This window comes from Sphingosinicellaceae bacterium (assembly GCA_019285715.1).
Lineage (GTDB): Bacteria > Pseudomonadota > Alphaproteobacteria > Sphingomonadales > Sphingomonadaceae > Glacieibacterium.
In genome coordinates, this window is sequence record CP079108.1 from 913,067 (window position 1) to 937,500 (window position 24,434).

The 24,434-nt window shown below is 68.5% G+C and carries 27 protein-coding genes (1 of these 27 cut by a window edge); 9 read left to right on the top strand and 18 right to left on the bottom strand.

What is annotated here, in order from left to right; translation table 11 throughout:
* Positions 1–43: 43 nt before the first annotated feature.
* The 8 genes from KX816_04265 to KX816_04300 form a co-directional block, all read right to left on the bottom strand.
* A complete protein-coding gene (locus KX816_04265; protein ID QXQ07262.1) occupies positions 44–760 on the bottom strand; it encodes an HPP family protein in 717 nt (238 codons plus the stop codon).
* A 91-nt stretch (positions 761–851) separates the two neighbouring features.
* The gene (locus tag KX816_04270; protein QXQ07263.1) at positions 852–1,958 is read right to left on the bottom strand and encodes a glycoside hydrolase family 5 protein; all 1,107 of its coding nucleotides are present in this window, start codon (positions 1,956–1,958) and stop codon (positions 852–854) included.
* Positions 1,959–2,133: 175 nt separating this feature from the next.
* Positions 2,134–2,691 (bottom strand): peptidoglycan-associated lipoprotein Pal, encoded by a 558-nt coding sequence (gene pal / locus KX816_04275; GenBank protein QXQ07264.1) that lies wholly within the window; start codon positions 2,689–2,691, stop codon positions 2,134–2,136.
* Between the two features lie 38 nt (positions 2,692–2,729).
* Positions 2,730–4,055 carry a Tol-Pal system beta propeller repeat protein TolB gene (tolB, locus tag KX816_04280; GenBank protein QXQ07265.1) on the bottom strand — a complete coding sequence of 442 codons (1,326 nt, stop codon included), beginning with the start codon at positions 4,053–4,055 and terminating at the stop codon, positions 2,730–2,732.
* A 117-nt stretch (positions 4,056–4,172) separates the two neighbouring features.
* Positions 4,173–5,012, bottom strand: a complete 840-nt coding sequence (locus tag KX816_04285; protein ID QXQ07266.1) for a TonB C-terminal domain-containing protein — start codon at positions 5,010–5,012, stop codon at positions 4,173–4,175.
* Between the two features lie 18 nt (positions 5,013–5,030).
* Positions 5,031–5,417, bottom strand: coding sequence for a protein TolR (tolR, locus tag KX816_04290; GenBank protein QXQ08398.1), 387 nt, complete (start codon positions 5,415–5,417; stop codon positions 5,031–5,033).
* Between the two features lie 42 nt (positions 5,418–5,459).
* Entirely contained in the window at positions 5,460–6,167 is a 708-nt protein-coding gene (tolQ, locus tag KX816_04295) for a protein TolQ (protein ID QXQ07267.1), read from the bottom strand.
* Positions 6,167–6,652: a YbgC/FadM family acyl-CoA thioesterase gene (locus tag KX816_04300; protein ID QXQ07268.1), complete on the bottom strand. Its 486-nt coding sequence runs from the start codon at positions 6,650–6,652 to the stop codon at positions 6,167–6,169. Before KX816_04300 ends, tolQ begins: the two co-directional genes overlap by 1 nt.
* A gap of 218 nt (positions 6,653–6,870) precedes the next feature.
* On the opposite strand from KX816_04300, the gene KX816_04305 reads away from it, so the two are divergent.
* On the top strand, positions 6,871–8,412 hold the full coding sequence (locus KX816_04305; protein QXQ07269.1) for a DHA2 family efflux MFS transporter permease subunit: 1,542 nt from the start codon (positions 6,871–6,873) through the stop codon (positions 8,410–8,412).
* Here KX816_04305 and rplS read toward each other — a convergent pair.
* The 10 genes from rplS to dapF all read right to left on the bottom strand — a co-directional run bounded on the left by rplS (position 8,409) and on the right by dapF (position 16,052).
* Positions 8,409–8,795: a 50S ribosomal protein L19 gene (rplS, locus tag KX816_04310; GenBank protein QXQ07270.1), complete on the bottom strand. Its 387-nt coding sequence runs from the start codon at positions 8,793–8,795 to the stop codon at positions 8,409–8,411. The two genes, KX816_04305 and rplS, sit on opposite strands and share 4 nt — an antisense overlap.
* A gap of 1 nt (position 8,796) precedes the next feature.
* Entirely contained in the window at positions 8,797–9,525 is a 729-nt protein-coding gene (gene trmD / locus KX816_04315) for a tRNA (guanosine(37)-N1)-methyltransferase TrmD (protein QXQ07271.1), read from the bottom strand.
* Entirely contained in the window at positions 9,522–9,905 is a 384-nt protein-coding gene (locus tag KX816_04320) for a type II toxin-antitoxin system VapC family toxin (protein QXQ07272.1), read from the bottom strand. Before KX816_04320 ends, trmD begins: the two co-directional genes overlap by 4 nt.
* On the bottom strand, positions 9,895–10,167 hold the full coding sequence (locus tag KX816_04325) for an AbrB/MazE/SpoVT family DNA-binding domain-containing protein (GenBank protein ID QXQ07273.1): 273 nt from the start codon (positions 10,165–10,167) through the stop codon (positions 9,895–9,897). The genes KX816_04320 and KX816_04325 overlap by 11 nt, the downstream gene beginning before the upstream one ends.
* 30 nt (positions 10,168–10,197) lie before the next feature.
* Positions 10,198–10,698 carry a ribosome maturation factor RimM gene (gene rimM, locus KX816_04330; protein ID QXQ07274.1) on the bottom strand — a complete coding sequence of 167 codons (501 nt, stop codon included), beginning with the start codon at positions 10,696–10,698 and terminating at the stop codon, positions 10,198–10,200.
* 14 nt (positions 10,699–10,712) lie between these two features.
* Positions 10,713–11,330, bottom strand: coding sequence for a 30S ribosomal protein S16 (gene rpsP, locus KX816_04335; protein QXQ07275.1), 618 nt, complete (start codon positions 11,328–11,330; stop codon positions 10,713–10,715).
* A gap of 46 nt (positions 11,331–11,376) precedes the next feature.
* Positions 11,377–12,822: a signal recognition particle protein gene (ffh, locus tag KX816_04340; protein ID QXQ08399.1), complete on the bottom strand. Its 1,446-nt coding sequence runs from the start codon at positions 12,820–12,822 to the stop codon at positions 11,377–11,379.
* Positions 12,823–13,093: 271 nt separating this feature from the next.
* Entirely contained in the window at positions 13,094–14,011 is a 918-nt protein-coding gene (ftsY, locus tag KX816_04345; protein QXQ07276.1) for a signal recognition particle-docking protein FtsY, read from the bottom strand.
* The gene (locus KX816_04350; protein ID QXQ07277.1) at positions 14,008–15,249 is read right to left on the bottom strand and encodes a radical SAM protein; all 1,242 of its coding nucleotides are present in this window, start codon (positions 15,247–15,249) and stop codon (positions 14,008–14,010) included. The genes ftsY and KX816_04350 overlap by 4 nt, the downstream gene beginning before the upstream one ends.
* Positions 15,246–16,052 carry a diaminopimelate epimerase gene (gene dapF, locus KX816_04355; GenBank protein ID QXQ08400.1) on the bottom strand — a complete coding sequence of 269 codons (807 nt, stop codon included), beginning with the start codon at positions 16,050–16,052 and terminating at the stop codon, positions 15,246–15,248. The genes KX816_04350 and dapF overlap by 4 nt, the downstream gene beginning before the upstream one ends.
* 87 nt (positions 16,053–16,139) lie before the next feature.
* Between dapF and ispG the strand changes: the two genes are divergently transcribed.
* The 8 genes from ispG to KX816_04395 all read left to right on the top strand — a co-directional run.
* Positions 16,140–17,279, top strand: coding sequence for a flavodoxin-dependent (E)-4-hydroxy-3-methylbut-2-enyl-diphosphate synthase (gene ispG / locus KX816_04360; protein ID QXQ07278.1), 1,140 nt, complete (start codon positions 16,140–16,142; stop codon positions 17,277–17,279).
* Entirely contained in the window at positions 17,276–17,764 is a 489-nt protein-coding gene (locus KX816_04365; GenBank protein ID QXQ07279.1) for a GNAT family N-acetyltransferase, read from the top strand. The genes ispG and KX816_04365 overlap by 4 nt, the downstream gene beginning before the upstream one ends.
* Positions 17,761–18,078, top strand: coding sequence for a QacE family quaternary ammonium compound efflux SMR transporter (locus KX816_04370; protein QXQ07280.1), 318 nt, complete (start codon positions 17,761–17,763; stop codon positions 18,076–18,078). The genes KX816_04365 and KX816_04370 overlap by 4 nt, the downstream gene beginning before the upstream one ends.
* 19 nt (positions 18,079–18,097) lie before the next feature.
* Positions 18,098–19,420 carry a histidine--tRNA ligase gene (hisS, locus tag KX816_04375; protein QXQ07281.1) on the top strand — a complete coding sequence of 441 codons (1,323 nt, stop codon included), beginning with the start codon at positions 18,098–18,100 and terminating at the stop codon, positions 19,418–19,420.
* Positions 19,417–20,490, top strand: coding sequence for a peptide chain release factor 1 (gene prfA / locus KX816_04380; GenBank protein ID QXQ07282.1), 1,074 nt, complete (start codon positions 19,417–19,419; stop codon positions 20,488–20,490). The genes hisS and prfA overlap by 4 nt, the downstream gene beginning before the upstream one ends.
* Positions 20,483–21,427 carry a peptide chain release factor N(5)-glutamine methyltransferase gene (gene prmC, locus KX816_04385; protein QXQ07283.1) on the top strand — a complete coding sequence of 315 codons (945 nt, stop codon included), beginning with the start codon at positions 20,483–20,485 and terminating at the stop codon, positions 21,425–21,427. Before prfA ends, prmC begins: the two co-directional genes overlap by 8 nt.
* A 213-nt stretch (positions 21,428–21,640) precedes the next feature.
* The gene (locus KX816_04390; GenBank protein ID QXQ07284.1) at positions 21,641–22,801 is read left to right on the top strand and encodes a DUF4167 domain-containing protein; all 1,161 of its coding nucleotides are present in this window, start codon (positions 21,641–21,643) and stop codon (positions 22,799–22,801) included.
* 221 nt (positions 22,802–23,022) lie between these two features.
* A protein-coding gene (locus KX816_04395; GenBank protein ID QXQ07285.1) for a hypothetical protein crosses the window boundary here: on the top strand, positions 23,023–24,434 show its 5' portion. 196 nt of this gene lie beyond the right edge of the window; only the first 1,412 of its 1,608 coding nucleotides appear in the window; its start codon is at positions 23,023–23,025; the stop codon falls past the right edge of the window.

The following is a 24,434-nucleotide window of genomic DNA, read 5'->3' on the forward strand; positions in this document are numbered from 1 at the left end:
CGAGGTGTCATGGCGGCCATGCGCGACAGTGCGATCCTGCGGATCAGCGGGGATTGGAGCCCCGTTGAGCAGGCTGATTACCCGCAGCCACGGTCCCGTTCGACCTCGCCGCCGCGTGCCGCTCGGCGTGATCGAGCAGCGCATCGAGGTCCTCGCGGCTGATGTCGAAGCTCTCGTGCATGTCCGCGAGGGCCGCGTCGATGTCGGCATGCTGGAACGCCGCCACCTGCGGCGAGGCTTCGGAAACTGTGATCTTGTGGGGGTAGCTGTGGGCCCTGAGCCGGTGGAAAAGCATCGCGAGCCCGACGAGCGCGACGGAGTTGATGCCGACCGGGGCGAAGGCGAAGCCGAAGCCTGCCGCGTGGATGCCCTGGCTGCCGATCACGGCGGTCAGCGCGGCGGCACCGCCGGGGGGGTGCAGGCAGCGCAGCAGCGACATGACCAGTATCGCCCCGCCGACCGCGATGCCTGCGGCCAGCGCCAAGTCGGGGATCAACTGGAATGCGGTGACCCCGACCAGAGTCGACAGGACGTTGCCGCCGATGACCGACCAGGGTTGCGCCAGCGGGCTCGACGGCACCGCGAAGACCAGCACCGCCGACGCCCCGAGCGGCGCGACGATGACCGGCAAGTCGGCAGCCGTGAGCGGCAGCGCGGCGCAAATGACGACGGTCAGGGCGATGGCGATCGCCGCGCCGAGGCACGCGATCAGTCGATCCGGCAGGGTCGCGCCGGCCAATATCGGCCTGAAGAAGTTCAAGGAGGTCTCGCTGCTGGCCCGGCGACGGTCGAAACCGCGCCGGACCAGCCGATATCATCGCACCCCGCTGTCGACCAGCGCGATGCCTTCCTCAGCCCTTGAGCGGCTCCAGCTCGGTCAGCTTGCGGATAAACTCGACCTCGGTCGCGTCGTGCGGCACGCCGGCCTTGTCGAAGATGTCGTGGAACCACGGCTCGCCGCGGTCCACGAGACGGGGATCGGCCCAGCTGTCCCACGGCAAATGCGTCTGGGTCTTGCCCTGGACGAGGCCCCAGCAGAACGCGCCGACCTTGGCCTTCTTCGCGAGCGGCAGGATCGCCTCGAAGGTGCTGCCGACGGGCCTCGCCATGAATTCGGTGCACAATAGCGGGCGGCCCATCGCCTTCAGCCACTTGAGACGCTGGCGGAAGTTCTTCGCGGTGCCGTAATTGTGGAACGAGATCACGTCGGAGTAGCCGGTCTGCGCCTGCTGGATCGGGCTGAGCAGGTCGGGGACCGACCAGTCGCCGAGCCAGATGCCGCTGGTCAGGGGCTGCGTCGGGTGCGCGTCGCGCGCCCAGCCGAACGCGGCGACCAGCAGCGGCACGACGAGGTCCGCCTTGGCCTTGAGCTGGAGCGGATCGCACAGCGCGACCTCGGGGCCGTTGTCAGGCTCGTTCCAGATGTCCCACGCCAGCACGCGCGGGTCGTCGGCGAAGCGCTTCACGATGCCGGTGACGTAGTCCTGCAGGCGGGCGTGATGACGATCGTCGCCGAGCACCGCCATGCCGGGCGACTGCACCCAGCCGGAGTTGTGGACGCCCGGCGTCGGCACGGCCTGCGTGCCGAGCTCGGGGTTCGGGCCCCAGCACGAATCGAACAGCACCAGCATCGTGCGGATGCCGTGCCGGTCCGCGACTTCGAGGAAGGCATCGACGCGCGCCTGGAGACCAATGGGGTCGGCCCACCACAACAGATCGTGGAGATAGACCCGAACCGCATTCATGCCGAGGCCAGCCGCCAGCCCCAGTTCGGTGTCGATCAGCGCGAGGTCGAAGCTCTCGGCCTGCCACATCTCGAGCTGGTTGACGGCCGTTGATGGTGTGAAATTGCAGCCGACCAGCCAGGGCAAAGCCTTGTGCCAAGTATGCGCGGCTGCCGGCGACCAGCGCCGTGTCTCGCTATGTTTCACGAACCCCCCGAGGTCCTTGCCGAGCATCAGAGCTCACCCGCTCCATAGTGCATTGTACGCCCGACGTCCTAACGATGATGCAACGAAATGCGGTGAATCGAGTCGGAGCGTCATCCACGCAGAATGAGCCCCCGGTGGTTACCGGGGGCTGAAGGCCGTGTTGTTCGTGGTTCAGGGAAGGTCGGGGTCAGGCCCCGCGTTGCTACCGCGTCGCGCCGCTGAGCAGCACCGTCACCGCGCGGCGGTTCTTGGCGTAGGCCGCCTCGTCCGAACCTTCGGCTTCTGGGCGCTCCTTGCCGTAGCTGATCGTCGCGATGCGGCTGGCGGCGACGCCCTGAGCGGCCAGGAAGTTCTTGGCGGCGTTGGCGCGGCGGTCGCCGAGCGCCAGGTTGTACTCGCGGGTGCCACGCTCGTCGGTGTGGCCCTCGATGGTGATCTTGACCTGGCCGTAGCGCGCCAGCCACTCGGCCTGCTTGCCGAGGACGCCGCGGGCCGCGTCGTCGAGCTCGTAGCTGTCATAGCCGAACAGCACCCGGTCGCTGCCCGACTGGGCGACGAAGTCCGACAGGCTGCCGGGCAGGTTGGAGTTGGCGACGCCGGTATCGGTCGCGCCCTGGGTGCCGGTGCCGGCGCCGCTGGTGTCGGCCGGCGCGGTCGACTGCGGTGGCAGCGGCGGCAGGTCCTTCTTTTTCTTGCCCGTGCAGGCTGCCGTGGCGATCAGCGCGGCGGCGAGACCGATGTGGAGGATGGGATTGCGCATGATCGGAAGCCTTCTGCTGCGTGGAACGACGATACTTGTTACGGCAATAACGGCGACCATGCCGGATCGGACCCATCGAGGGGAGTCCTGATCTTCCGCTCGTTCTGCCCCGACAGGTCGACCGAATACAAGTCAACCGTGCCGGCGCGCCCCGCGAGGGTCCGGAAGAACAGCACGACGCGACCATTGGGGGACCATGTCGGGCCTTCGTCCTGGTACGAATTGGTGAGCAGGCGCTCGCCACCGCCGTCGGGGCGCATGACGCCAATCCGGAACTGGCCGCCGCCGAGCTTGGTGAACGCCACAAGGTCGCCGCGCGGGCTCCACACCGGGGTCGCGTACCGGCCCTCGCCGAACGAGATGCGCTGCTGGCCGGAGCCGTCGGCGTTCATCACATAGACCTGCTGCGTGCCGCCGCGGTCGCTCTCGAAGACGATCTTGCTGCCGTCGGGGGAATAGCTCGGTGCGGTGTCGATGCCGGGTCCGGTAGTCAGGCGGGTCAGCTTGCGGCTGCCAAGGTCCATCCGATAGACGTCGGTGTTGCCGCCAATCGCCATCGAGAACACCAGGTTCGACCCATCGGGCGAGAAGCGCGGGGCGAAGCTCATGTTGGGGAAGTCGCCGACCGCCTCCTGCTTGCCGGTGCCGATCGTGTAGACCCAGACCCGCGGGCGGTTGTTGGCGAAGCTCATGTAGGTGATCGTCTGCTGGTTCGGCGCGAAGCGCGGCGTCAGCACGAGGCTCTGGCCGTTGGTCAGGAAGCGGTGGCCAGCACCGTCCTGGTCCATTACCGCGAGTCGCTTGATGCGCTTGGTCTTGGGACCGGTCTCCGAGACATACACGATGCGGCTGTCGAAATAGCCGCCCTCGCCGGTCAGCCGGGAATAGACGAGGTCGGCGCACTTGTGTGCGGCGCGGCGCCAGTTGGCCGCGGGCGTGACGAAGCCCTGGCGCGCCAGCTCGGTGCCCGCGAACACGTCATAGGCGTAGCAGGCCAGCGTGATGCCGCCATCCGCGTTCGCAGTGACGCTGCCGGTGATCAGCGCCTGCGCCGCGATCGTCCGCCAGGCCGCGTACTGGGGTGCGGTGGTGTCGGGCATGGTCACCGTCGTCGTGTAGGCGGCGGGGTCGAGCGGGCGGAACAGCCCCGAACTGCCGAGGTCGGCGGCGATGACCTGCGCGACCTGTCCGCCGAGCGCCGCGGTGGTGCCGGCAACCGTCGAGGCGGCGTCGGGCGTCGCGAAGCCGGGCACCGCTATCGGCAGCGGCTGGGCAAGGCCGGTGTTGATGTCGACCCGGATCACGGCCGCCGCGGGCGCGGCGGCGAGGAGGAGGACAAGGAGAGAGGGACAAATCAAGCGCATGGTGAACCCTTACTTGCTTTCGTCATCCCCGCGAAGGCGGGGACCCGATCACCACCAGATGCTGGGGTGATGGGTCCCCGCTTTCGCGGGAATGACGGGGAAGTGGCGGCGGCGACCTCACGTCATCTCGCTCGGGTCGAAATTCAGCTCGAACGATTTCCACGCGTCGAACATGTCGGCGGGCAGCTTGAGGGGCGCGCAACGGAGCACGGCGCGGACGGCAGTGTCGGCGAAGGCCTTGGCATAGCCGGCGTTGCCGCTGGTCGCGCCGGTCTGGCCGAGCACGGTCGGGCGCCCGACGACGCTGCCGTCCTGCGCCAGCTGGATGCCGAGCACGACGGTCATCTTGCCGACGCCGCTGCCGCCGATCGGCGGGTTCCAGCACGGCGCGATCTGGGCGCGGATGGCGGCCGCCAGGCTGGCGGTGGCGCGAGCGTCGAGCTTGGCCGACTTCGGGATCGACAGCGCGATCGACTTGGCGAAGGCGCTGGGGTCGCGGACTTTCTTCGGTGCCTTGGGCAGCGCCTTGTCGATAAGGTTGCTGAGCTCGGCGGTGTCGAGCCGCTCGGGCTTGGGCTCGGCCTTCACCGGCTTGGGCTTTTCCGGCTTCGGCTTTTCGACCGGCTTGGGTTTCTCGACCGGCTTCGGCGGGGTCGGCTTCTCGACGGGCTTGGGCTCGGGCGGCGGCACGGCCTCGGGGACCGGGACGGGCGGGGTCGGCTTCGGTTCGGGAATGTCGGGCTGTGGAGCGGGCGCGGCGGTCTCCTGCGGCGCGGCCGCCTTGGACGGCTGCGGCTTCTCCGTGACGTGCGTCTCGGGAGCGACGTCGACGAGCTCGACCGGGATCGCTTCCTCAATCTGTGCCGGCTGCTTCATCATCGACCAGCCGAGCGACAGCGCCGCGAACAGCAGGATGTGCGCGACACCGGCGCCGATCAGCGCCTGACGTTCGGTCATCGGGCCTTCACCGTAGGGTCACGGGCGGCGCTTGGCCGGCTGGCTGACCAGCGCGACCTTCTTGAAGCCCGACGCCGAGACCTCGCCGACGACGGCCATGACCTTGCCGTAGCCGAGGCCCTGGTCGGCGCGGACATAGACCCGCGCCTCGTCGGTGCGGACGCCCTTGATCGCCGCGAGCTTGGCCGAAAGCTGGTCGGGGGCGATCTTCATCTCGTCGACGAAGACCTCCCCCTTGGCGTTGATCGAGACCTGGATCGGGGCCTCGTCGGACTTGAGCGCGCTCGCCTTGCTGTCGGGCAGGTCGACAGGAACCCCGGTGACCAGCAGCGGCGCGGTCACCATGAAGATGATCAGCAACACCAGCATCACGTCGACCATCGGGGTGACGTTGATCTCGGCCATCGGCATGCGGCGGCCGCGGCGACCGGGCGAGATCATCGACACCTAGCGCTCCTCCATGCCGTCGAGCTGGCGCGACAACAGCCCGTGGAATTCCTCAGCGAACGAGCTGAGCCGTGCCTCGAGCCGCCCGGTGCCGTGGAGCAGGCGGTTGTAGCCGATGACCGCGGGGATCGCCGCGAACAACCCGATCGCAGTGGCGAACAGCGCCTCCGCGATGCCCGGCGCGACGACCGCGAGCGTGGTGTTCTGCGATGCCGCAATGCCGGTGAAGCTGCGCATGATGCCCCACACGGTGCCGAACAGGCCGACAAAGGGAGCGACCGCTCCAATGGTGGCGAGCACGTTGAGCCGGTCGCCGAGCTCCTCGATCTCGCGGGCGATGGCGACGCCGAGGATCGAGGTCAGGCGGGCGCGGACGCCCTCGCGGTCGATCTTGCCGCCGGAGCCGGTGCGGCCGACGCTACGCCGCCACTCGTTCATGCCGGCGACGAACATCTTGGCGGACGGGTGGTGGGCCTTGGCGGCAGGTTCATACAGCGCGTCCAGGCTCTCGGCCTTCCAGAACCAGTCCTCGAACGATTTCGCCTGCGCGTTGATGGCGCGCAGCCGCCGCGAGCGCTCGATGATGATCGCCCAGGACCAGATACTGGCCGCCAGCAGCCCGAGCATGACGAGCTTGACGACGACATCGGCCTGCAGGAACAGCGCCCAGGGGCTGAGGTCGGTGGCGAGCTTGGCGACGGGTTGCATCAGGTCTCCGTATCGGCGGGTGCGGAACTATGATCCGCGGTTTCAGCGTCGACGCGCATTTGTTCGAACAGCGCCGCCCGGTCGGCGGGTTGCCGCTGCGGCCGCCCGTTGCGATCGAGCCACGCCGCGGTGACATGACCCTCGGTGAGCATCTCATCGCCGCGCCAGACTTGCTGCAGGCTTAACACCGCGGCCGCGCGGACCCGGAGGACACGGCTGCGGACCTCGAGGCCATCGCCCAATTTCGCCGGGCGCTTGTAGGCGATACGCAGGTCGGCGACGGCGTAATATCCCCGCCCGCCGCTCATCACCTCGAGCTGGTCGATCCCCGCCAGCGCCAGCATGTCGGAGCGAGCACGCTCCATGTAGCGCAGGTAGTTGGCGTGATAGACCACGCCGGTCAGGTCGGTGTCCTCGAAATAGACGCGCACCGGGAAATGGTGGACGCCGTGGCGGAAATCGCCGGAAGCGGGGAGGGACGGCATCGCCGACCGTCTAGGCGACGGCGGAGTCGAGGGGAAGGGTTAGCGGACTCGTGCGGGCTTGGGGGAGGCGCGCCCGGTCTGTTCGTGGTGATCACTTCATTGTCATCCCGGGCGTGACCCGGGACCCAGCTAACCCAGTGCTCGGACTTCGGGGTTAGCTGGGTCCCGGGTCAAGCCCGGGATGACAATGTTGATCCTGCGGGCCACAACTGGAGCCGATGATCGGCAGCACCCATCCGCCATGCGACCGCGGCATCGCGACTTCAGCGGGCGGCACTGGCAGCACCGACAAGCGGATCCGGAAGCTCACGCTGGCCGCGACGATCCTCGGGTCGAGCATGGCGTTTATCGACGGCTCGGTGGTCAACGTCGCGCTGCCGGCGATCAGCCGGGCGCTGACCGCCGACGCGACCGCGACCGGCTGGGTGGTCAACGCCTACCTGCTGCTGCTCGGCAGTCTCGTGCTGGCGGGCGGTTCGCTCGCCGATCGCTACGGGCGGCGGCGCATATTTATGATCGGGGTCGCTGTGTTCACCGCCGCCTCGGTCGCCTGCGGCCTCGCGCCGTCGATGCCGTGGCTGATCCTCGGCCGAGCGGCGCAGGGAGCCGGCGCGGCGCTGCTGACGCCGGCCAGCCTTGCGCTGCTGGGGGCGGCCTATCCCCCGGAAAGCCGCGGCAAGGCGATCGGCCTGTGGGCCGGGTTCGGCGCGCTGACGATGGCGGCGGGGCCAGTGTTCGGCGGCTGGCTGGTCGATACGGTGTCGTGGCGCGCGATCTTCCTGATCAACGTGCCGCTCGCGATTGGCGCGCTGCTGTTGGCACGCGCGGCAAACGAGAGCCGTGACCCGGCGACCCACCCGCTCGACCTGCCCGGCATCGCGACCGTTGTGGCGGGGTTGGCGGTGCTGACTTGGGCGGTCGGCGCCGGGCCGCGGCAGGGCTGGCTCGGGGCACCCGGGCTCGGCGTCGCCGCCGGCCTCGTGCTGCTCGGCCTCTTCGTCTGGATCGAGGCGCGGCGCGGCGACCGGGCGATGATGCCACTCGCGTTGTTCAAGGTCCGTGCCTTCGCTGCGACCAACGCGCTGACCCTGATGCTGTATTTCGCGCTCGGCGGAGCGCTGTACTTCCTACCGTTCGGGCTGATCCGCATCGGCGGCTATTCGGCCACGCAAGCTGGCGCGGCGCTGCTGCCGTTCGCACTGGTGATGGGGTTTGGATCGCCGCTAGCGGGGGCGCTCGCCGACCGCTGGGGGGCGCGGCTGTCGCTCGGAATCGGGCCGCTGGTCGCGGCGGGTGGGCTGGCATGGCTCGGCGCGACCGATCTTGGCGGTGCTTATTGGACCGCGCTGCTGCCGGCGCTGCTGCTGCTCGCGGCGGGCCTGACGATGACCGTCGCTCCGCTGACCGCGACCGTGATGAGCGCGGTCGGCGACGAGCATGCGGGGACGGCGTCTGGGATCAACAACGCGGTGGCGCGGGTGGCGGGGCTGTTCGCGGTGGCGCTGCTCGGCGTCGTGTTCGCGATGACCTTTTCGGGTGCGCTACCGGCGGCCGATGCGAAGACTGCGGGCGCGACACTCGACGCGGTCATGGCCGGGCGCGCATCGGGAGGCGAGGGCTCTGCCGCCTTCGCCCACGCGCTGAGCATCGTCATGTACGCCGCCGCAGGCTGCGCGGCGGTGGGGGGTACCATCGCAGGTGTGATGCTGCGGAATTCGTCGGGGCCGGCGGTCGTTCCGCCAGCCCCGAAGCGAATTTAGGCCTGGACGACCTTCGCCGGGCGCGGATCGCGCTTTTCGACGATACGTGCCGACTTGCCCGAGCGGCCACGCAGATAATACAGCTTGGCGCGACGCACGATGCCGCGGCGCACGACCTCGATGCTGTCGAGGTTCGGCGAGTACAGCGGGAAGACGCGCTCGACGCCCTCGCCGAAGCTGATCTTGCGGACCGTGAAGTTGCTGCCCATGCCGCGGTTAGAGCGCGCGATGCAGACGCCCTCGTAGTTCTGCACGCGGGTGCGCTCGCCCTCGACGACGCGCACGCCGACACGCAGCGTATCGCCGGCGCGGAACTGCGGGATCGTCTTGGTTTCCATGAACTTGGCGATGTTTTCCGCCTCGATCGTCTGGATGAGATTCATCTCATTCGTCCTTCTTCGCGTGCGCACCAGAGGGCGACCGACCCCGAGCGCTGGAGTAGCGCTCCCACAGGTCCGGCCGCCGTAGCCGTGTGTCCGCTTCGGATTGCACCTGTCGCCAGGCCGCGATCTTCGCGTGATCCCCCGATCGCAACACCTCGGGGATCGCCCGGCCTTCCCAAACGGGGGGCCGGGTGTAGTGCGGATGTTCGAGCAGCCCCGTTTCGAAGCTCTCGTCGTCCCCGCTTAAGGGCGCGCCCATTACACCGGGCAGCAGGCGCACGCAAGCATCGAGCAGGACCAGCGCCGCGGGCTCGCCGCCCGACAGCACATAGTCGCCGACGCTGACCGGCTCGATAGTGCGCCCTTCGAACAATCGTTCGTCGAACCCTTCGAAGCGCCCGCACAGGATTGTTACGCCCGGACCGGCGGCCAGCTCGCGGACCCGCGCCTGCGTAAGTGTAGCTCCGCGCGGCGTCATCGCCAGCACCGGGGTGCCGTCTGCAACACCGTCGAGCGCCGCCGCGACGACATCGGCGCGCAGCACCATGCCCGGGCCACCGCCGGCCGGGGTGTCGTCGACCGAGCGATGCCTGTCGGTGGCGAAGTCGCGGATGTTGGCGGCGCGCAGGCTCCAAGCGCCCTCGGTCAGCGCCCGGCCCGCGAGGCTGACGCCGAGCGGACCGGGGAACATCTCGGGGTAAAGGGTCAGGACGGTGGCGGCCCAAGTCAAAGCGGAAGGGTCCAGTTCTCGACGCGGAGGCCGGGTACGTCGACGAAGTCACGTTCGTTTGCCGTGACGATAGTCAGATCGAGCGACAAGGCGTGGGCGGCGATCAAGCGATCAAAGCTGCGGTGCTTAAACGGCAGGCGACCATAGATCTCGGCGGCGTGCTGACCAAACTCGACGACGGCAATATCGGCCAGCATCCTTGCCAATCCAGCCTTGTGATCGGGCGTCGATTTTACCAGCATCTCCGCGAGGCAGATCGAAGAGGTCACGACTTCGCCGAGATCGCACGATGCCAAGCGCGCCTGTGCCGAGGGAGTAACACCGTCGAGAAGATAGATACCAATGTTGGAGTCGAGCAGGAAGCGTGGCTCAACCGCCATTGCTCTCACGCTCCAATCGTTCCGATGGTCGCTCTTCAAACGTTCGATCGGTAATGTGCCCGATGCCTGGGCATGATCCATAGAAACTTGCGACGTCGATCTTGCGCGGTTTCTCAGAAAGGGCTTCGACGATCCACCGGCCCTGCTCCTCACGAACCTCGACAACGGTCCCTGGGACCGCGCCGAAGGAAGCCGGAAAACGTACCGCGGTCGAGTTCCCCGATTTGAATATCTTGGTCGTCACCGACTTCGTCGCGGCCATCGCTGCCTCCGTATATACAGCACGTATATACTAAACGATGAAACTTGGGTCAATCACCACAGCCTCGCCGACCTCGGGCACGACCTCGGGGTTGAACGGGACCATGAAGGTTTTGCCATCGGGCCGCGCGACCTCGATGATGTCGCCCGCGCCGAAGTTCTCGACAGCGACGACGGTACCGAGCGGGGCCCCCGCCAGGTCGACCGCGGGTAGCCCGATCAGGTCGTCGACGTAGAATTCGCCATCGTCGAGTGGCGGCAGTTCGGTGCGCTCAACGGTCAGGGAGATGCCGCGCAGGCCCTCGGCGGCGGTGCGGTCGCCGATCTCGGCAAACTTGGCGACGGCGACGCCGCTCGCCATGCCCGGCTTGTCGGGGCGGACGCGGACCATGGTCAGCGTGCGGCCACCAGCCTCGAACACCTTGTGGCGTTCGAGGCTGGTCAGCGATTCGGCGAACAGCTTCAGGCGAACCTCGCCGCCGATGCCGTGTGCACCGGCGATTGCGGCGAGGGTGACGCGGGCTCCGGCCACCCTCGTTGGTCCGCTTAGACCGCCGGACCGGCGGGGCTGGCGTCGGTCTCGGTCGCGGCTTCGAGGTCCGAAGCCGGCTCAACGGCTTCCGGAGCGGCTTCGGCCTCGACGGCCTCACCGGCAGGAGCGTCGGCCTCGACAGCGGTTTCGGCGACGGCCTCGGGTTCTGCGGCGGCAGGAGCGGCCTCTTCAACGGCAGCGGTCTCGACCTCGGGAGCTGCCTCAGGCTCGACGGCCTCGACTTCCGGCTCGGGAGCCGGAGCGGCGGCGAGGGCGGCAGCGGCCTCCTCACGCTCGGTGGCCTTGGTCGCCTTGACCTCGGTGCGCTCCTTGGCGTTGGCGCCGGGCTCGCCCTTCTTCAGGTTCGACTTCGCGGCGCGGGTTCGGATGCCCATCGCATCGAGGAAGCGGGCGACCCGGTCCGACGGCTGGGCGCCGACCGACAGCCAGTGCGCGGCGCGCTCGCCGTCGAGCTTGACGCGCTCGGCCGAATCCTTGGGCAGCAGCGGGTTGTAGGTGCCGAGCTTCTCGATGAAGCGGCCGTCGCGCGGCTGGCGCGAGTCCGTGACGACGATGCGGTAGTGCGGACGCTTCTTCATGCCGCCACGCGCGAGGCGAATTGCCAGTGCCATTAGTTCGTTCCTTGGTTGATCTTCGTAGATTGGTTGCGTGTAGTTTCTAGCGTTTCGTGAACTTGTTGAAGCCGGCCGGCATGTTGCCCATGCCACCGCTCCCGCCGCCGAGCAGCTTGGTCATGTCGCCGAGGCCACCGGCACCGCCGCCGCCCATCTTGCCGAGCATCGCCGCCATGCCCTTCATGCCGCCCATCTTGCGCAGCTTCTTCATCGCACCGGCCATCTCGAGGTGCATCTTGAGGACCTTGTTGACCTCCTGCACTGTCGTGCCGGCGCCGTTGGCGATGCGGATGCGGCGCTTGGCGGTGATGATCTCCGGCTTGGCGCGCTCCTTGGGGGTCATCGAGCAGATCACCGCTTCCATGCGGCCGAGGACCTTGTCGTCGACGGCGCCGTTCGCCATCGCCTGCTTGGCCTTGGCGAGGCCGGGGATCATGCCCGCGAGCGCGCCGAGGCCGCCCATCTTTTTCATCTGGCCGAGCTGGGTGCGCAGGTCATCGAGGTCGAACTGACCCTTGGCCATCTTGGCGGCCATCTTCTCGGCCGCCTCGGCTTCGAAGGTCTCCGCGGCGCGCTCGACCAGGCCAACGACGTCGCCCATGCCGAGGATGCGCCCGGCGACGCGCTGTGGGTCGAACGCCTCCAGCGCATCGAGCTTCTCGCCGGTGCCGGCGAACTTGATTGGCTTGCCGGTGACGGCGCGCATCGACAAGGCAGCGCCGCCACGGGCATCGCCGTCCATGCGGGTCAGCACGACGCCGGTCAGCGCGACCTGGCTGCCGAACGCGGTCGCGACGTTGACGGCGTCCTGACCGGTCAGAGCGTCGACGACGAGCAGGATTTCGTCCGGCGTACCCTCGCGGGCGACCGCCTGCATCTCACCCATCAGCGCGTCGTCGACGTGAAGACGACCGGCGGTGTCGAGCATCAGGACATCGAAGCCCTGGAGCTTCGCCGCCTGCCGGGCGCGCCTGGCGATATCGACGGGCTGCTGGCCCGCCACGATCGGCAGCGTCGCGACCTTGACCTGTTCGCCGAGGATGCGGAGCTGTTCCTGAGCCGCCGGGCGCGCGACGTCGAGCGACGCCATCAGCACCTTCTTGCCGTGCTTCTCGGTCAGGCGCTTCGCCAGCTTGGCGGTGGTCGTGGTCTTGCCCGAGCCCTGCAGGCCGACGAGCATGATGACCGCGGGCGGCGTGACGTCGAGCTTGAGGTCCACAGCCTCGTCGCCAAGCATCTCGACGAGCGCGTCATGGACGATCTTGACGACCTGCTGGCCCGGCGTGACCGAGCGAATGACCTCGTGGCCGATGGCGCGCTCGGTGATCTGGTCGATGACGGTCTTGACGACGGGCAGGGCGACATCGGCCTCGAGCAGCGCAATCCGCACCTCGCGCATGGCAGCGCGCACGTCGAGCTCGGTCAGCGCGCCACGGCCGCGCAGCTTGTCGAATACGCTCCCGAGGCGGTCGGATAGGCTGTCGAACAGGGTGCCGTCACTCCAGTTGGTCGGGCGATGGCCTGCGCCGCCGCCCCAAATAGTAAAGCGCCGGTGGGCGAATACTCGCTGACCGGCGTGCGCCCTCGGACGCTTCGCTCCCCACCGGGGAACCGGCGGCTAGTAGGTCAGGTGGGTAGGTAAAGCAAGTGAGAACCCTCTCCCCAACCCTCCCCCAGAAGTGGGGGAGGGAGCAGAGGCGCCTCGTGCTGCTCCCTCCCCCACTTCTGGGGGAGGGTTGGGGAGAGGGTTCTATCTTAACCTATCCCGCCAGCGCCTTCGCGAAATCCCCCGCATCGAAACTCCGCAAGTCCCCCATGCCCTCGCCGACCCCGACCGCGTGGATCGGCAGCTTGAACTTCTCCGCTGCCGCGACCAGCACGCCGCCGCGTGCGGTGCCGTCGAGCTTGGTCATCACGAGGCCTGTCACACCGGCGATGTCGCGGAAAACCTCGATCTGGTTGAGCGCGTTCTGGCCGGTGGTCGCGTCGAGGACGAGGACGGTGTCGTGCGGGGCGGTTACCGACAGCTTCTTGAGAACGCGACGGATTTTCGCCAGTTCGTCCATCAGTCCGGCCTTGTTCTGGAGCCGGCCCGCGGTGTCGATGATCAGCACGTCGGTGCCGGCCTTGCGCGCTGCCTCGAAGGCATTGAACGCCAGCCCCGCCGCGTCGCCGCCCTCGGGCCCGGCGATCACCGGCACCCCGGCGCGCTCGCCCCAGATCTTGAGCTGCTCGGTTGCGGCCGCGCGGAAGGTGTCGCCGGCCGCGAGCATCACCGTGTAGTCCTGCTCGGCAAAGCGGTGCGCGAGCTTGGCGATGGTGGTGGTCTTGCCGCTGCCGTTGACGCCGACGACCAGGATCACCTGCGGGCGCGGGAAGGCGGTCACCGCCAGCGGTTTTGCGACCGGGGCGAGTGCCGCCTCGATCTCGGCGGCGACGGCAGCGCGGATGCCCGCGTCGTCGATCGCCTTGTCGAACTTTTCGGCGCGAAGCCGGTCGGCGACCCGCGACGCCACCGCCACGCCGAGGTCGGCCCCGATCAGCGCCTCCTCGATGCGCTCGAGAGCGGCCTCGTCGAGGCGCGTCGTTGCCAGTACGCCGAGGCCGGCCCCGAGCTTCTCGGAGCTGCGCGACAGACCGCTACGCAGTTTGCTCAGCCAGCCAGCCGGTTCGATCATGCGCACTCCAGGATACCGTCGACCACGGCGGTCGCGGTGACGGTGACGATGCTGCCGGGCCGGGCCGGGGGAACGCGGGCGGGCAGATAGGCTTCGGTGCGCCCGCGGGTGCCCGACCGCTCGACGAGGATGCGCTGTGGTTGGCCGACCGCGGCGGTAAGGGCGGCGGCGGTCCGCGATTCGCCGAGCGCGCGCAGCCGTGCGGCACGTTCGCGCGCCACGCCGGGCGCGACCTGCGGCATCCGCGCGGCGGGGGTGCCGGGGCGCCGGCTGTAGGGGAAGACGTGAAGCGCGGTCAGGCCGCAGGCGTCGACGAGGGCGAGCGTGTTCTCGAACATCGCCTCGGTCTCGGTCGGGAAGCCGGTGATCAGGTCGGCGGCGAAGGCGATGCCGGGCCGCCGGGCGCGCAGGTCGGCGCAGAAGCGAATCGCATGGTCGCGCCCATGGCGCCGGCGCATGCGCTTGAGGATAAGGTCGTCGCCCGATTGCAGCGACAGGTGCAGCTGCGGCATGAGGCGGGGTTCGGAGGCGACGGTGTCGAGCAGCGCCGGGTCGGCCTCGATGCTGTCGATCGAGCTGAGGCGCAGGCGGGGCAGGGCGGTGCGCGACAGGATCGCCTGCACCAGCGTGCCGAGCGTCTCGCCGTTCGCGGCGTAGCTGGTCAGGTCGACCCCGGTCAGGATGACCTCGTTGCAGCCGGCGTCGACAAGGCGGGCGATGCCGTCGACCACGTCGGCGAGGGGGGTCGACACCGACGGGCCGCGGGCGCGGGCGATGATGCAGAAGGTGCAGGCGTGGTCGCAGCCGGTCTGGACGGGGACGAAGGCGCGGGTGTGAATTGCTCCCCTCCCTCCTTCAGGGAGGGGTCGGGGGTGGGTGCCGCCGGCTTCGGTGGCTTGCGCTGGACGGTCGGAGGGCTCGCCAAGCGGCTCGCACCCACCCCCAGCCCCTCCCTGAACAGGGAGGGGGGCTAGGTACGACCGCGCCTCGAACTTGCCGAGCCGCCCGACCGTCCTGAACCCCGCAAAGGCTCCAGCCTCGACCTCCGCCGCGCATCCGGTAACCACCACCCGCTTGCCGCTCCGCCCGGCCCGCCGCGCCGCCTGCGCCGACTGGCGCACCGCCTCGCTCGTCACCGCACAACTGTTGACTATCACCAGCTCGGGATCGCTCGACAGCCGCGCCAGCATCGCCGACTCGGCGATATTCAGCCGGCACCCAAAGCTCAGCACGTTCATGCGAAATCGTCCGGATCGACCGTGCCGGTGAACACCGTTACCGCCGGGCCGCTGAGCACCGCATGGCCGTCGGCGCGCCACTCGACGCCGACATCGCCGCCCGGCAGCGACACGGTCACGCTCCGGTCGAGCAGCCCGCGCCGCATCCCGACCAGCGCCGCCGCGACCGCTCCGGTGCCGCACGCCCGCGTCAGGCCCGCGCCGCGCTCCCAGACGCGCAGCTTGACGTGGCCCCGGTCGATGACCTGCGCTACGCCCGCGTTGACCCGCTCCGGGAACAGCGAGTCATGCTCGATCTCGGGGCCGAGGACGTCCAGCGGCACGGCGTCGATATCGCGCGCGAAGAACACGACGTGCGGATTGCCGACGCTGACTGCGCCCGGGCGTTCGAGATCGCCCCAGCCGACCGGCATGTCGAGCGTGTCCATCGCGTAGGCGAGCGGCACCGCGTCCCATTCGAACGCCGGGCGCCCCATGTCGACGCTGGCCGCCGCGTCGCCCGCCTCGGCGCTGAGCAGCCCGGCGACGGTCTCGATAACCGGCGAGCCGCCGAGCAGCGCCGCGACGCAGCGCGCGCCGTTGCCGCACGCCGAGACTTCGCCACCGTCGGCGTTCCAGATCCGCATGAAGACGTCGCCCCGCGTCGACGGCTCGAGCACGAACAACTGGTCGCAGCCGATGCCGGTATTACGGTCGCACAGGCCCCGAACCTGCTGCGCGGTCAGGCTCAGCGGCTCGGCGCGCGCGTCGAACACGACGAAGTCGTTGCCGAGGCCGTGCATCTTGGTGAAGGGGCGTTGCATGAACGCGGCGATGTAGCGGGTCGATAGCGGGATGACGAGGGCGGCCCGCGCGTCTATATCGCGAGCCATGCACACCGGAGCCGTCCAATGAGCGTCCGCCCCTGGCGCGATATCACGCGCCGCACTTCGCGCCAGATCATGGTCGGCAAGGTCCCTGTCGGCGGCGGCGCGCCGATCGCCGTGCAGACCATGACCAACACCCCGACCGAGGACGCCAAGGCGACGATCGAGCAGATCCGCCAGTGCGAGGAGGTCGGCGTCGACATCATCCGGGTATCGTGCCCCGACGTCGAATCAACCGCGGCGATGAAGCAGATCGTCCGCGCCGTGAAGGTGCCTATCGTCGCCGACATCCATTTCCACTACAAGCGCGCCCTCGAAGCCGCCGATGCCGGCGTCGCCTGCCTCCGCATCAACCCGGGCAACATCGGTTCGCAGGAGCGCGTCCGCGAGGTCGTCCGCGCCGCCAAGGCCAACGGCTGCTCGATGCGGATCGGCGTCAACGCCGGCTCGCTGGAGCGCCATCTGCTCGAGAAGTACGGCGAGCCGTGCCCCGAGGCGCTGGTCGAAAGCGCGCTGGAGCACATGAAGATGCTCCAGGACGAGGACTTCCACGAGTTCAAGGTCAGCGTGAAGGCCTCCGACGTGTTCCTCGCGGTTGCCGCCTACAACGGGCTGGCGGAGGTCTGCGACTACCCACTCCACCTCGGCATCACTGAGGCGGGCGGGCTGATCGGCGGCACGGTCAAGTCGTCGATCGGCCTCGGCATGCTGCTGTGGGCGGGCATCGGCGACACTATCCGCGTGTCGTTGAGCGCCGATCCGGTCGAGGAAGTGAAGGTCGGCTACCACATCCTGAAGTCGCTCGGCATCCGGGCGCGCGGCGTGCGGGTGGTGAGTTGCCCGAGCTGCGCGCGGCAGGGCTTCAACGTCGTCAAGACGGTGGAAACGCTGGAGAACGCGCTCGCCCACGTCGTCACGCCGCTGTCGCTGTCGGTCCTCGGCTGCGTCGTCAACGGCCCCGGCGAGGCGCGCGAGACCGACATCGGCATTACCGGCGGCGGCGGCGGCAAGCATATGGTCTACCTGTCCGGCGTCACCAGCCACCACATCGACGAGCCCGCGATGGTCGAGCACATCGTCATGCTCGTCGAGAAGAAGGCCGCCGAGATCGAGGCCGCCAAGGCGCTGGCCGAGAGCGGCGGGATGATGGTCGCGGCGGAGTGAGTCCCGGGTTTGCGATCCGCCCCGCCACCCCCACCGACGTCGGCCAGATCCTGCAATTCATCCGTGACCTCGCCGAGTACGAGAAGTCCCCGAACTCGGTCGTCGCCACCGAGGCGTCGTTGCACGAGGCGCTGTTCGGCGAACGGCCGCCGGTCGAGGCGGTAATCGCCGACGACGGTGGCAAGCCGGTCGGCTTTGCGCTGTTCTTCCACAATTATTCGACGTGGACCGGGTGGCGCGGCATCTACCTCGAGGACCTGTACGTCGCGCCGAAAGCGCGCGGCTCGGGCACCGGCAAGGCGCTGCTCAGCCATGTCGCACGGCTCGCGGTCGAGCGCGGGTGTGCGCGCTTCGAGTGGGCGGTGCTCGACTGGAACACCCCGGCGATCGGGTTCTACAAGAAGCTCGGGGCCAAGCCGATGGACGAGTGGACGGTGATGCGGCTGACCGGCGACGCGCTGGCCAAGGTCGCGGCGGGAGCGTGACCGCCTGGCTCGCGCTCGTCGTCGGCGGGCTGTTCGAGGTCGGGTTCACCACCTCGCTGCGCTACGTCGACGGCTTCCGGAACTGGCCGTGGGTGCTCGCCTTCCTGGTCTCGGTGACGCTGAGCATGGGGCTGCTCGAGTACGCCTCGCGGTCGATTCCGCTTGGCACCGCCTATGCGGTGTGGGCGGGAATCGGTGCGGCGGGAACGGCCGCGGTGGGCATCTTGGCGTACCATGACCCGGCGAGCGTGCCCCGGTTGCTGCTGCTCGGCGGGCTGATCGGCTGCATCGTCGGGTTGAAGCTGCTGCACTAGCGCCGTACACGCCGCGGCTATGGCCGAAAAAGTACAACGGGTGCGGGGGACGCAGGACCTCTTCGGCGAGGACATCGCGCGCTTCGATCATGTCGTCGAGACCTTCAACCGCGTCCGCAAGCTGTACGGCTTCCGCCGCGTCGACGTGCCGGTGTTCGAATTCACCAGCGTCTTCGCGCGCTCGTTGGGCGAAACCACCGACGTCGTGTCGAAGGAAATGTACACGTTCGAGGATCGCGGCGGCGAGTCGCTGACGCTGCGGCCCGAGTTCACCGCCGGCATCGCGCGCGCCTATATCTCCAACGGCTGGCAGCAGCACGGCGTCCTCAAGCTGGCGGCGCACGGCCCGCTCTTCCGCTACGAGCGCCCGCAAAAGGGCCGCTACCGCCAGTTCCACCAGCTCGACGCCGAGATCATCGGCGCCGCCGAGCCTGCCGCCGACGTCGAGGTCATCGCGCTCGGCGCGCAGGTGCTGAGCGAGCTCGGGCTGAGCGACAAGGTCGTGCTGCAGCTTAATACACTTGGCGATGCCGAGACGCGGACGGCGTGGCGCGAGGCGCTGGTCGCGCACTTCACCGCGCACCAGGGCGCGCTGTCGGGCGAGAGCCGCGACCGGCTGGCCAGGAACCCGCTGCGCATCCTCGATTCCAAGGCCGAGTGCGACCGGCCGATCGTCGACGCCGCGCCGGGCATCGACGCACACATGACGAGCGAGGCATGCGCATTCTTCGAGGCGGTGCAGAAGGGTCTGCAGGCGGCTGGAGTGGATTTCGTGCGGTCGGCGTCGCTGGTGCGGGGCTTCGACTATTATCGGCACACGGCGTTCGAGTTCGTGACGGATCACTTGGGCGCGCAGGGCACCGTGATCGGGGGCGGGCGGTATGACGGGCTGATCGGGACTATGGGTGGGCCTGAGACGCCTGCGGTCGGCTGGGCCGGCGGGATCGAGCGGTTGGCTATGTTGGTGGCTGAGTCGAAAGCGGAGCTGACAGATTTCGAGGTGATACCGATCCGACCAGATTATGAATCGTCGGCGCTGGAAATTCTCACAGAGCTAAGGAAAGCTGGGATAAGCTGCGAAATGGCTTTTCGCGGAAATATGAACAAAAGATTTGAGCGCGCCAAACGACTGAACTTTCGTTTCGCGCTGTTTGTGGACTTGGATACTAAGTCGCCAGAGATTGCAGCACTGCTGGAGGTGAAAACTTTTCAGAAGGGCAGCGGTAGCGCGCAAGAGGCTATTCGCCGCGTTGCCTCGGCACTAAGCGACCGCTTCAATACACGCATCGATGAGCCAGACGGCCCGTGGGACGTCATGGTTCTGCGCCCCGAATTACTATGATCGCCATCTCCCCCGACCGCATCGCGCAAATCGAGCGGCGCCACGCCGACCTCGCGTCGCGCATGGGCAACCCGGACCTGGCCTCGGACCAGTTCGTGCAGCTGTCGAAGGACTATGCCGAACTCACGCCCGTCGCCGAGGCCGCGGCCACCGTCCGCAAGCTGCGGGACGAGCATGCCGACCTGACCGCGCTGCTCGCCGATCCCGAGATGAAGGAGATGGCGGAGGCCGAGATCGGCGCGGTCGCCGACGCTATCCCGCTCGCCGAGCGCGCGCTGGCGCTCAAGCTGCTGCCGCGCGACACCGCCGACGACCGGCCGGCGATGCTCGAGATCCGCCCCGGCACCGGCGGCGACGAGGCGGCGTTGTTCGCCGGCGACCTGTTCCGGATGTACTCGCGCTACGCCGAAACCCAGGGTTGGCGGGTCGAGACGATCAGCGCGACCGCGGGCGAAATGGGCGGGCTGAAGGAGATCGTCGCGAGCATCACTGGCGCCCAGGTCTTCGCGCGCCTCAAGTTCGAGGCCGGGGTCCACCGCGTCCAGCGCGTGCCCGCGACCGAAACCCAGGGCCGCATTCACACGTCAGCCGCGACCGTCGCGGTCCTGCCGGAGGCCGAAGAGGTCGACGTGACGATCGACGAGGCCAAGGACCTCCGCATCGACGTGTTCCGCTCGTCGGGGCCGGGCGGCCAGTCGGTCAACACCACCGATTCGGCGGTGCGGATCACCCATATTCCGTCGGGGTTGGTCGTCATCCAGCAGGACGAGAAATCGCAGCACAAGAACAAGGCCAAGGCGCTGAAGGTGCTGCGGACCCGGCTGTACGAGCAGGAGCGCGCCAAGCTTCACGACGCGCGCGCCGCCGACCGCAAGTCGATGGTCGGGTCGGGCGACCGCTCGGAGCGCATCCGCACGTATAATTACCCTCAGGGGCGGGTCACCGACCACCGCATCAACCTGACGCTGCACCGGCTGCCCGAGATCATGGAGGGGCCGGGGCTCGAGGAACTGGTCAGCGCGCTGATCGCCGAGGACGAGGCGGCGCGGCTGGCGGACCTCGATGCCTGACTCCCCTCCCCCCTTGAGGGGGAGAGACAGGTTGCCACTTGGCGACCAGGGAGAGGGTAGTTCTGTCCAGCCGCGGTCGATCGAGCCCCACCCCCTCTCCCTGGCGCACAAGGGTGCGCCGGTCCCTCCCCCCCGAGGGGGGAGGGTAGGGAGTGAGCTTCGTGCCGCCGCCCTGCGGATCGACCGCCTTGATGCCGAGGTGCTGCTCGCCCACCTGCTCGACACCCCGCGCCTTTCGCTCCTCCTCGACCCCGAGCGCGCGATCGACGCCACCGCCTTCGCTGCGCTCGTCGACCGCCGCGCCGCACACGAGCCCGTCGCCTACATCGCCGGTGTCCGCGAATTCTGGTCCCTCGACCTCCACGTCGCCCCCGGCGTCCTGATCCCGCGCCCCGACTCCGAGACGCTGATCGAGGCCGCGATCCGGCATTTCCGCGACCGCTCCCCCGCTACCATCCTCGACCTTGGCACAGGTTCCGGCGCGCTTCTGCTCGCGGCGCTCAGCCAGTGGCCCGCCGCGATCGGGGTCGGCATCGACGCGTCACTCGCCGCGCTCGCGGTCGCCGCCGCGAACACCACGCGTCTCGGCTTCGGTGACCGTGCTCGCATTCTTGCCGGCGGCTGGGAGGGGACCGGGGCGGCGTTCGACATAGTCCTGTGCAACCCGCCTTACGTCGAGAGCGGCGCCGAACTCGCCCCCGACGTCCGGGACTGGGAGCCGGCACAGGCGCTGTTCGCCGGCGCCGACGGGCTCGACGCCTACCGCGTGCTCGCGCCGCTGTTGGGCGCACAGATCGCCGAGGGTGGCGTCGCGTGCATCGAGATCGGCAGCGGGCAGGGCGTGACCGCGGCGGCGCTGTTCGAGGCCGAGGGACTCAGCGTTCGACTCGAACGTGACCTCGCGGGGTTGCCGCGTTGTCTCGTCGTCACCAAATAGAGCTTGGAGCGGGGCAAGAATGCCGCTAGGGCTGGTGCCAAGGCGAGGTGGACCCCACGAAGTCCCTCGCTCGACCGACCTTTCCGGATAAATGCTAACCGTCCGGACTGGCGCGACCATGGGCAACTATGTCCAGCGGCGCGGACGACACGGGTCGGCACCCTCATCGCGAGCAGCGCAGGATCGCCTGCGCCGCCTTACGGGGACAGACACTTGATACGAAACAACAATAACCAGCAGAATGGCCGGCGTCGCGGGCGCGGTGGCGGCGGACAGGGCGGCGGCGGCGGTGGCGGCATGCCGCCGCGCGCCTCCGGTGGCCAGAATTATGGCAATAACAACCGCCTCGATATCCGCCAGCGTGGCAACGCCACCCAGCTGCTCGACAAGTACAAGACGCTGGCGCGCGACGCCGCGCAGCAGGGCGACCGGGTCGCCTCCGAATATTATCTCCAGTACGCCGACCATTATTTTCGCGTCCTGAACGAGATCCGCGAGCGCCAGCCGGAGCATCAGCGCGGGCCGCGTCCCGGCTACGATGCCGACGAGGACGGCGAGGACGTCGGCAACGGCTATAATCCCGGCTACGCCGCCGCGACCGCCGACGCCGCTCCCGCCGAGGACCGCGACGACCAGGCCGGCAACCAGCGCTACGACAACGGCAATAACGGCAACGGCCAGCGCGAGGAGCGCCAACCGCGCCAGTACGACAACCGCATCCAGGAGGGCCGTGCGCCCGAGAGCCGCGACCAACAGGGTCGCGACCAGCAGGATGACCGCCAGCAGGACGGGCGCCAGCAGGATGATCGTGGCCAGCAGCGGGAAAACCGCCAGCAGGACAACCGGGGCCAGCAGGACAATCGCCAGCAGGAGGGGCGGCAGCAGGAAGGCCGCCAGCCGGACAACCGCGGCCAGGATTCGCGCCGCGACGACGGTCGGGAAACCCGCCGCGACCGGGGCGAGCCCCGTGCCGAGCGCAATCCGAACGGCAATGCCCGCTTCGAGAGCGCTCCGCGCCCGGAAGGCAATGCCCGCGCCGACAGCGAGCCGCGTCCCGAGGCTCGGGAAGTTCCGCGTCGCGAGCCGCGCGCTCCCCGCGCGCCGCGCGAGGACTATCGCGACGAGCGGCCCCGCGCCGCCGAGCCGACACGGCGCGAGCCCGCTCCCGAGCTGGCGCTGGCCGATGACGAACCCATGATCTCGGGCCTGCCCGGTCCGGCGACTCTCGCTCCCGCAGCTCGGGCTCCTGCCCCGGTCCAGGTTGCGGCCATCCCCGATGATGTCGCGGTTATTACCGAGGAACCGCCCAAGCGCCGTCGTGGCCGGCCCCGCAAGGTTGTCGAAGAGACTCCAACCGGCACTGTCGACGCCTGACGAAACTGCCGCCGAACGCGGCTTTCTGCACTGAATAGGCCCCGGTCAGTATCTCTGACCGGGGCTTTTTCATGAGAAAGCGCGGATGGCCGGGCGTGGCAGAATGGCAACGCTCGCGAGTTCGCTGCACGCGTTAGCGCCACCGCAACGAGATTGTCATGGATGTGTCACAAACCCCCACTAGGCGCGGCGCAGACGAGAATGGATTTCAGGGGTACCCGATGAAGACGACCAAGATCACCGCGACGCTGCTCGCCGCGACGGCGCTCGCTGCCTTCGCTGCCGCGCCGGCGTCCGCCGCACCTGCAAAGCATCACCGCAAGGCTGTCGCCAAGCACGCTGCACCGAAGTCGCACGAGGCCGAGTTGCGCGCCCTGATCAACGCCCAGCAGGCGAAGATCGACCAGCTTTCCGCGCAGGTTGCCGCGATCAGCACCACCGCTGCCGCTCCGGCCGCTCCGACCGAGGCCGAAATCGCAGCGCGCGACGAGGCCGCCGCCAATTCGGAGTTCCTCAAGGCGCAGGTCGACTCGCTGCAGACCCAGCTCGAGGGCATCAAGACGCAGACTGCCGCGAATGCTCCGACGTGGGGCGGCTCTCCGCAGTGGAAGGGCTCGGGCTTCTCGTTCAAGCCGTCCGGCGAAATTCAGTATGACGCCGGGTATGTTTCGAACCCGGGCAATCATATCAACACGCCGAACCTTGGCTTCAACAACCGCGCGCGCCGCCTGCTGATCGGTGCCGCCGGCGACCTGCCGGGTGACTTCAAGTACTCGTTCCAGTTCAACTTCGCGCAGGGCATCGTCGACTACGAGGATCTCGTCCTCTCCTACGAGCCCAAGGGCAAGCCATGGAACGTCACCATCGGCTATTTCTACCCGTTCAACACCCTCGAGAACATGACGTCCAACAAGTTCACCTCTTTCGTAGAGCGCGCGCAGATGACCGACGCGTTCGGCGAGGGTCGACGCCTCGGCATCGGCTTCGGCTACGTTGCGGGCGATCTGCGCTTTAACGCCGGCGCGTTCGGCAACTCGATCAACGGCGGTACCGGCACCGCCGCGACCTTCGACAACAATGACTACGAGCTGTCGGCCCGCATGCTGTACGCTCCGCAGGCGCTCGGCGGACAGCTGCACTTCGCGGTTGCCGGACAGTACCGTCACTTCAAGACCAGTTCGTTCGGTATCCAGTACCGGGCACGCCCGTTCGTCCAGACGACCGACCAGCGCTTCGTCAACGACGTCGGCGTTGCCGGCAAGTCGGACTACATCCTCGGCGTCGAAGCGCTCGGGATCTTCGGCCCGCTGCACGTCGCGGGCGAAGGCCAGTACGTCAAGATCCAGGGCATCCAGCCCGGTGATAGCCTCGACAACGGCGAGGTCGCTTCGGGCGCCCGCCTCGCGTCCGATCCGAAGTTCTTCAGCGCCTACGGCGAAGTCGGTTACTGGCTGACCGGCGAGACCCGCGGCTACAAGAACGGCAAGGTCGACCGGACCAAGATCCTCAACGGGTTCGACAAGGGCGGTTGGGGCGGCTTCCAGCTCGTCGGCCGCGTCGACTACCTCGACATGCGCGACCGCGTCGGTGGTCCGAATGTCGGCACTCAGGTCGTCAACGGCATCCTGAACGG

Excerpts from the sequence above, each read along its gene's own strand:
- KX816_04270 (QXQ07263.1), bottom strand. The coding sequence starts at position 1,958 with ATGCTCGGCAAGGACCTCGGGGGGTTCGTGAAACATAGCGAGACACGG.
- pal (QXQ07264.1), bottom strand. The coding sequence starts at position 2,691 with ATGCGCAATCCCATCCTCCACATCGGTCTCGCCGCCGCGCTGATCGCC.
- tolB (QXQ07265.1), bottom strand. The coding sequence starts at position 4,055 with ATGCGCTTGATTTGTCCCTCTCTCCTTGTCCTCCTCCTCGCCGCCGCG.
- KX816_04285 (QXQ07266.1), bottom strand. The coding sequence starts at position 5,012 with ATGACCGAACGTCAGGCGCTGATCGGCGCCGGTGTCGCGCACATCCTG.
- tolR (QXQ08398.1), bottom strand. The coding sequence starts at position 5,417 with ATGGCCGAGATCAACGTCACCCCGATGGTCGACGTGATGCTGGTGTTG.
- tolQ (QXQ07267.1), bottom strand. The coding sequence starts at position 6,167 with ATGCAACCCGTCGCCAAGCTCGCCACCGACCTCAGCCCCTGGGCGCTG.
- KX816_04300 (QXQ07268.1), bottom strand. The coding sequence starts at position 6,652 with ATGCCGTCCCTCCCCGCTTCCGGCGATTTCCGCCACGGCGTCCACCAT.
- KX816_04305 (QXQ07269.1), top strand. The coding sequence starts at position 6,871 with ATGATCGGCAGCACCCATCCGCCATGCGACCGCGGCATCGCGACTTCA.
- rplS (QXQ07270.1), bottom strand. The coding sequence starts at position 8,795 with ATGAATCTCATCCAGACGATCGAGGCGGAAAACATCGCCAAGTTCATG.
- KX816_04320 (QXQ07272.1), bottom strand. The coding sequence starts at position 9,905 with ATGGCGGTTGAGCCACGCTTCCTGCTCGACTCCAACATTGGTATCTAT.
- KX816_04325 (QXQ07273.1), bottom strand. The coding sequence starts at position 10,167 with ATGGCCGCGACGAAGTCGGTGACGACCAAGATATTCAAATCGGGGAAC.
- rpsP (QXQ07275.1), bottom strand. The coding sequence starts at position 11,330 with ATGGCACTGGCAATTCGCCTCGCGCGTGGCGGCATGAAGAAGCGTCCG.
- ftsY (QXQ07276.1), bottom strand. The coding sequence starts at position 14,011 with ATGATCGAACCGGCTGGCTGGCTGAGCAAACTGCGTAGCGGTCTGTCG.
- KX816_04350 (QXQ07277.1), bottom strand. The coding sequence starts at position 15,249 with ATGAACGTGCTGAGCTTTGGGTGCCGGCTGAATATCGCCGAGTCGGCG.
- dapF (QXQ08400.1), bottom strand. The coding sequence starts at position 16,052 with ATGCAACGCCCCTTCACCAAGATGCACGGCCTCGGCAACGACTTCGTC.
- ispG (QXQ07278.1), top strand. The coding sequence starts at position 16,140 with ATGAGCGTCCGCCCCTGGCGCGATATCACGCGCCGCACTTCGCGCCAG.
- hisS (QXQ07281.1), top strand. The coding sequence starts at position 18,098 with ATGGCCGAAAAAGTACAACGGGTGCGGGGGACGCAGGACCTCTTCGGC.
- prfA (QXQ07282.1), top strand. The coding sequence starts at position 19,417 with ATGATCGCCATCTCCCCCGACCGCATCGCGCAAATCGAGCGGCGCCAC.
- prmC (QXQ07283.1), top strand. The coding sequence starts at position 20,483 with ATGCCTGACTCCCCTCCCCCCTTGAGGGGGAGAGACAGGTTGCCACTT.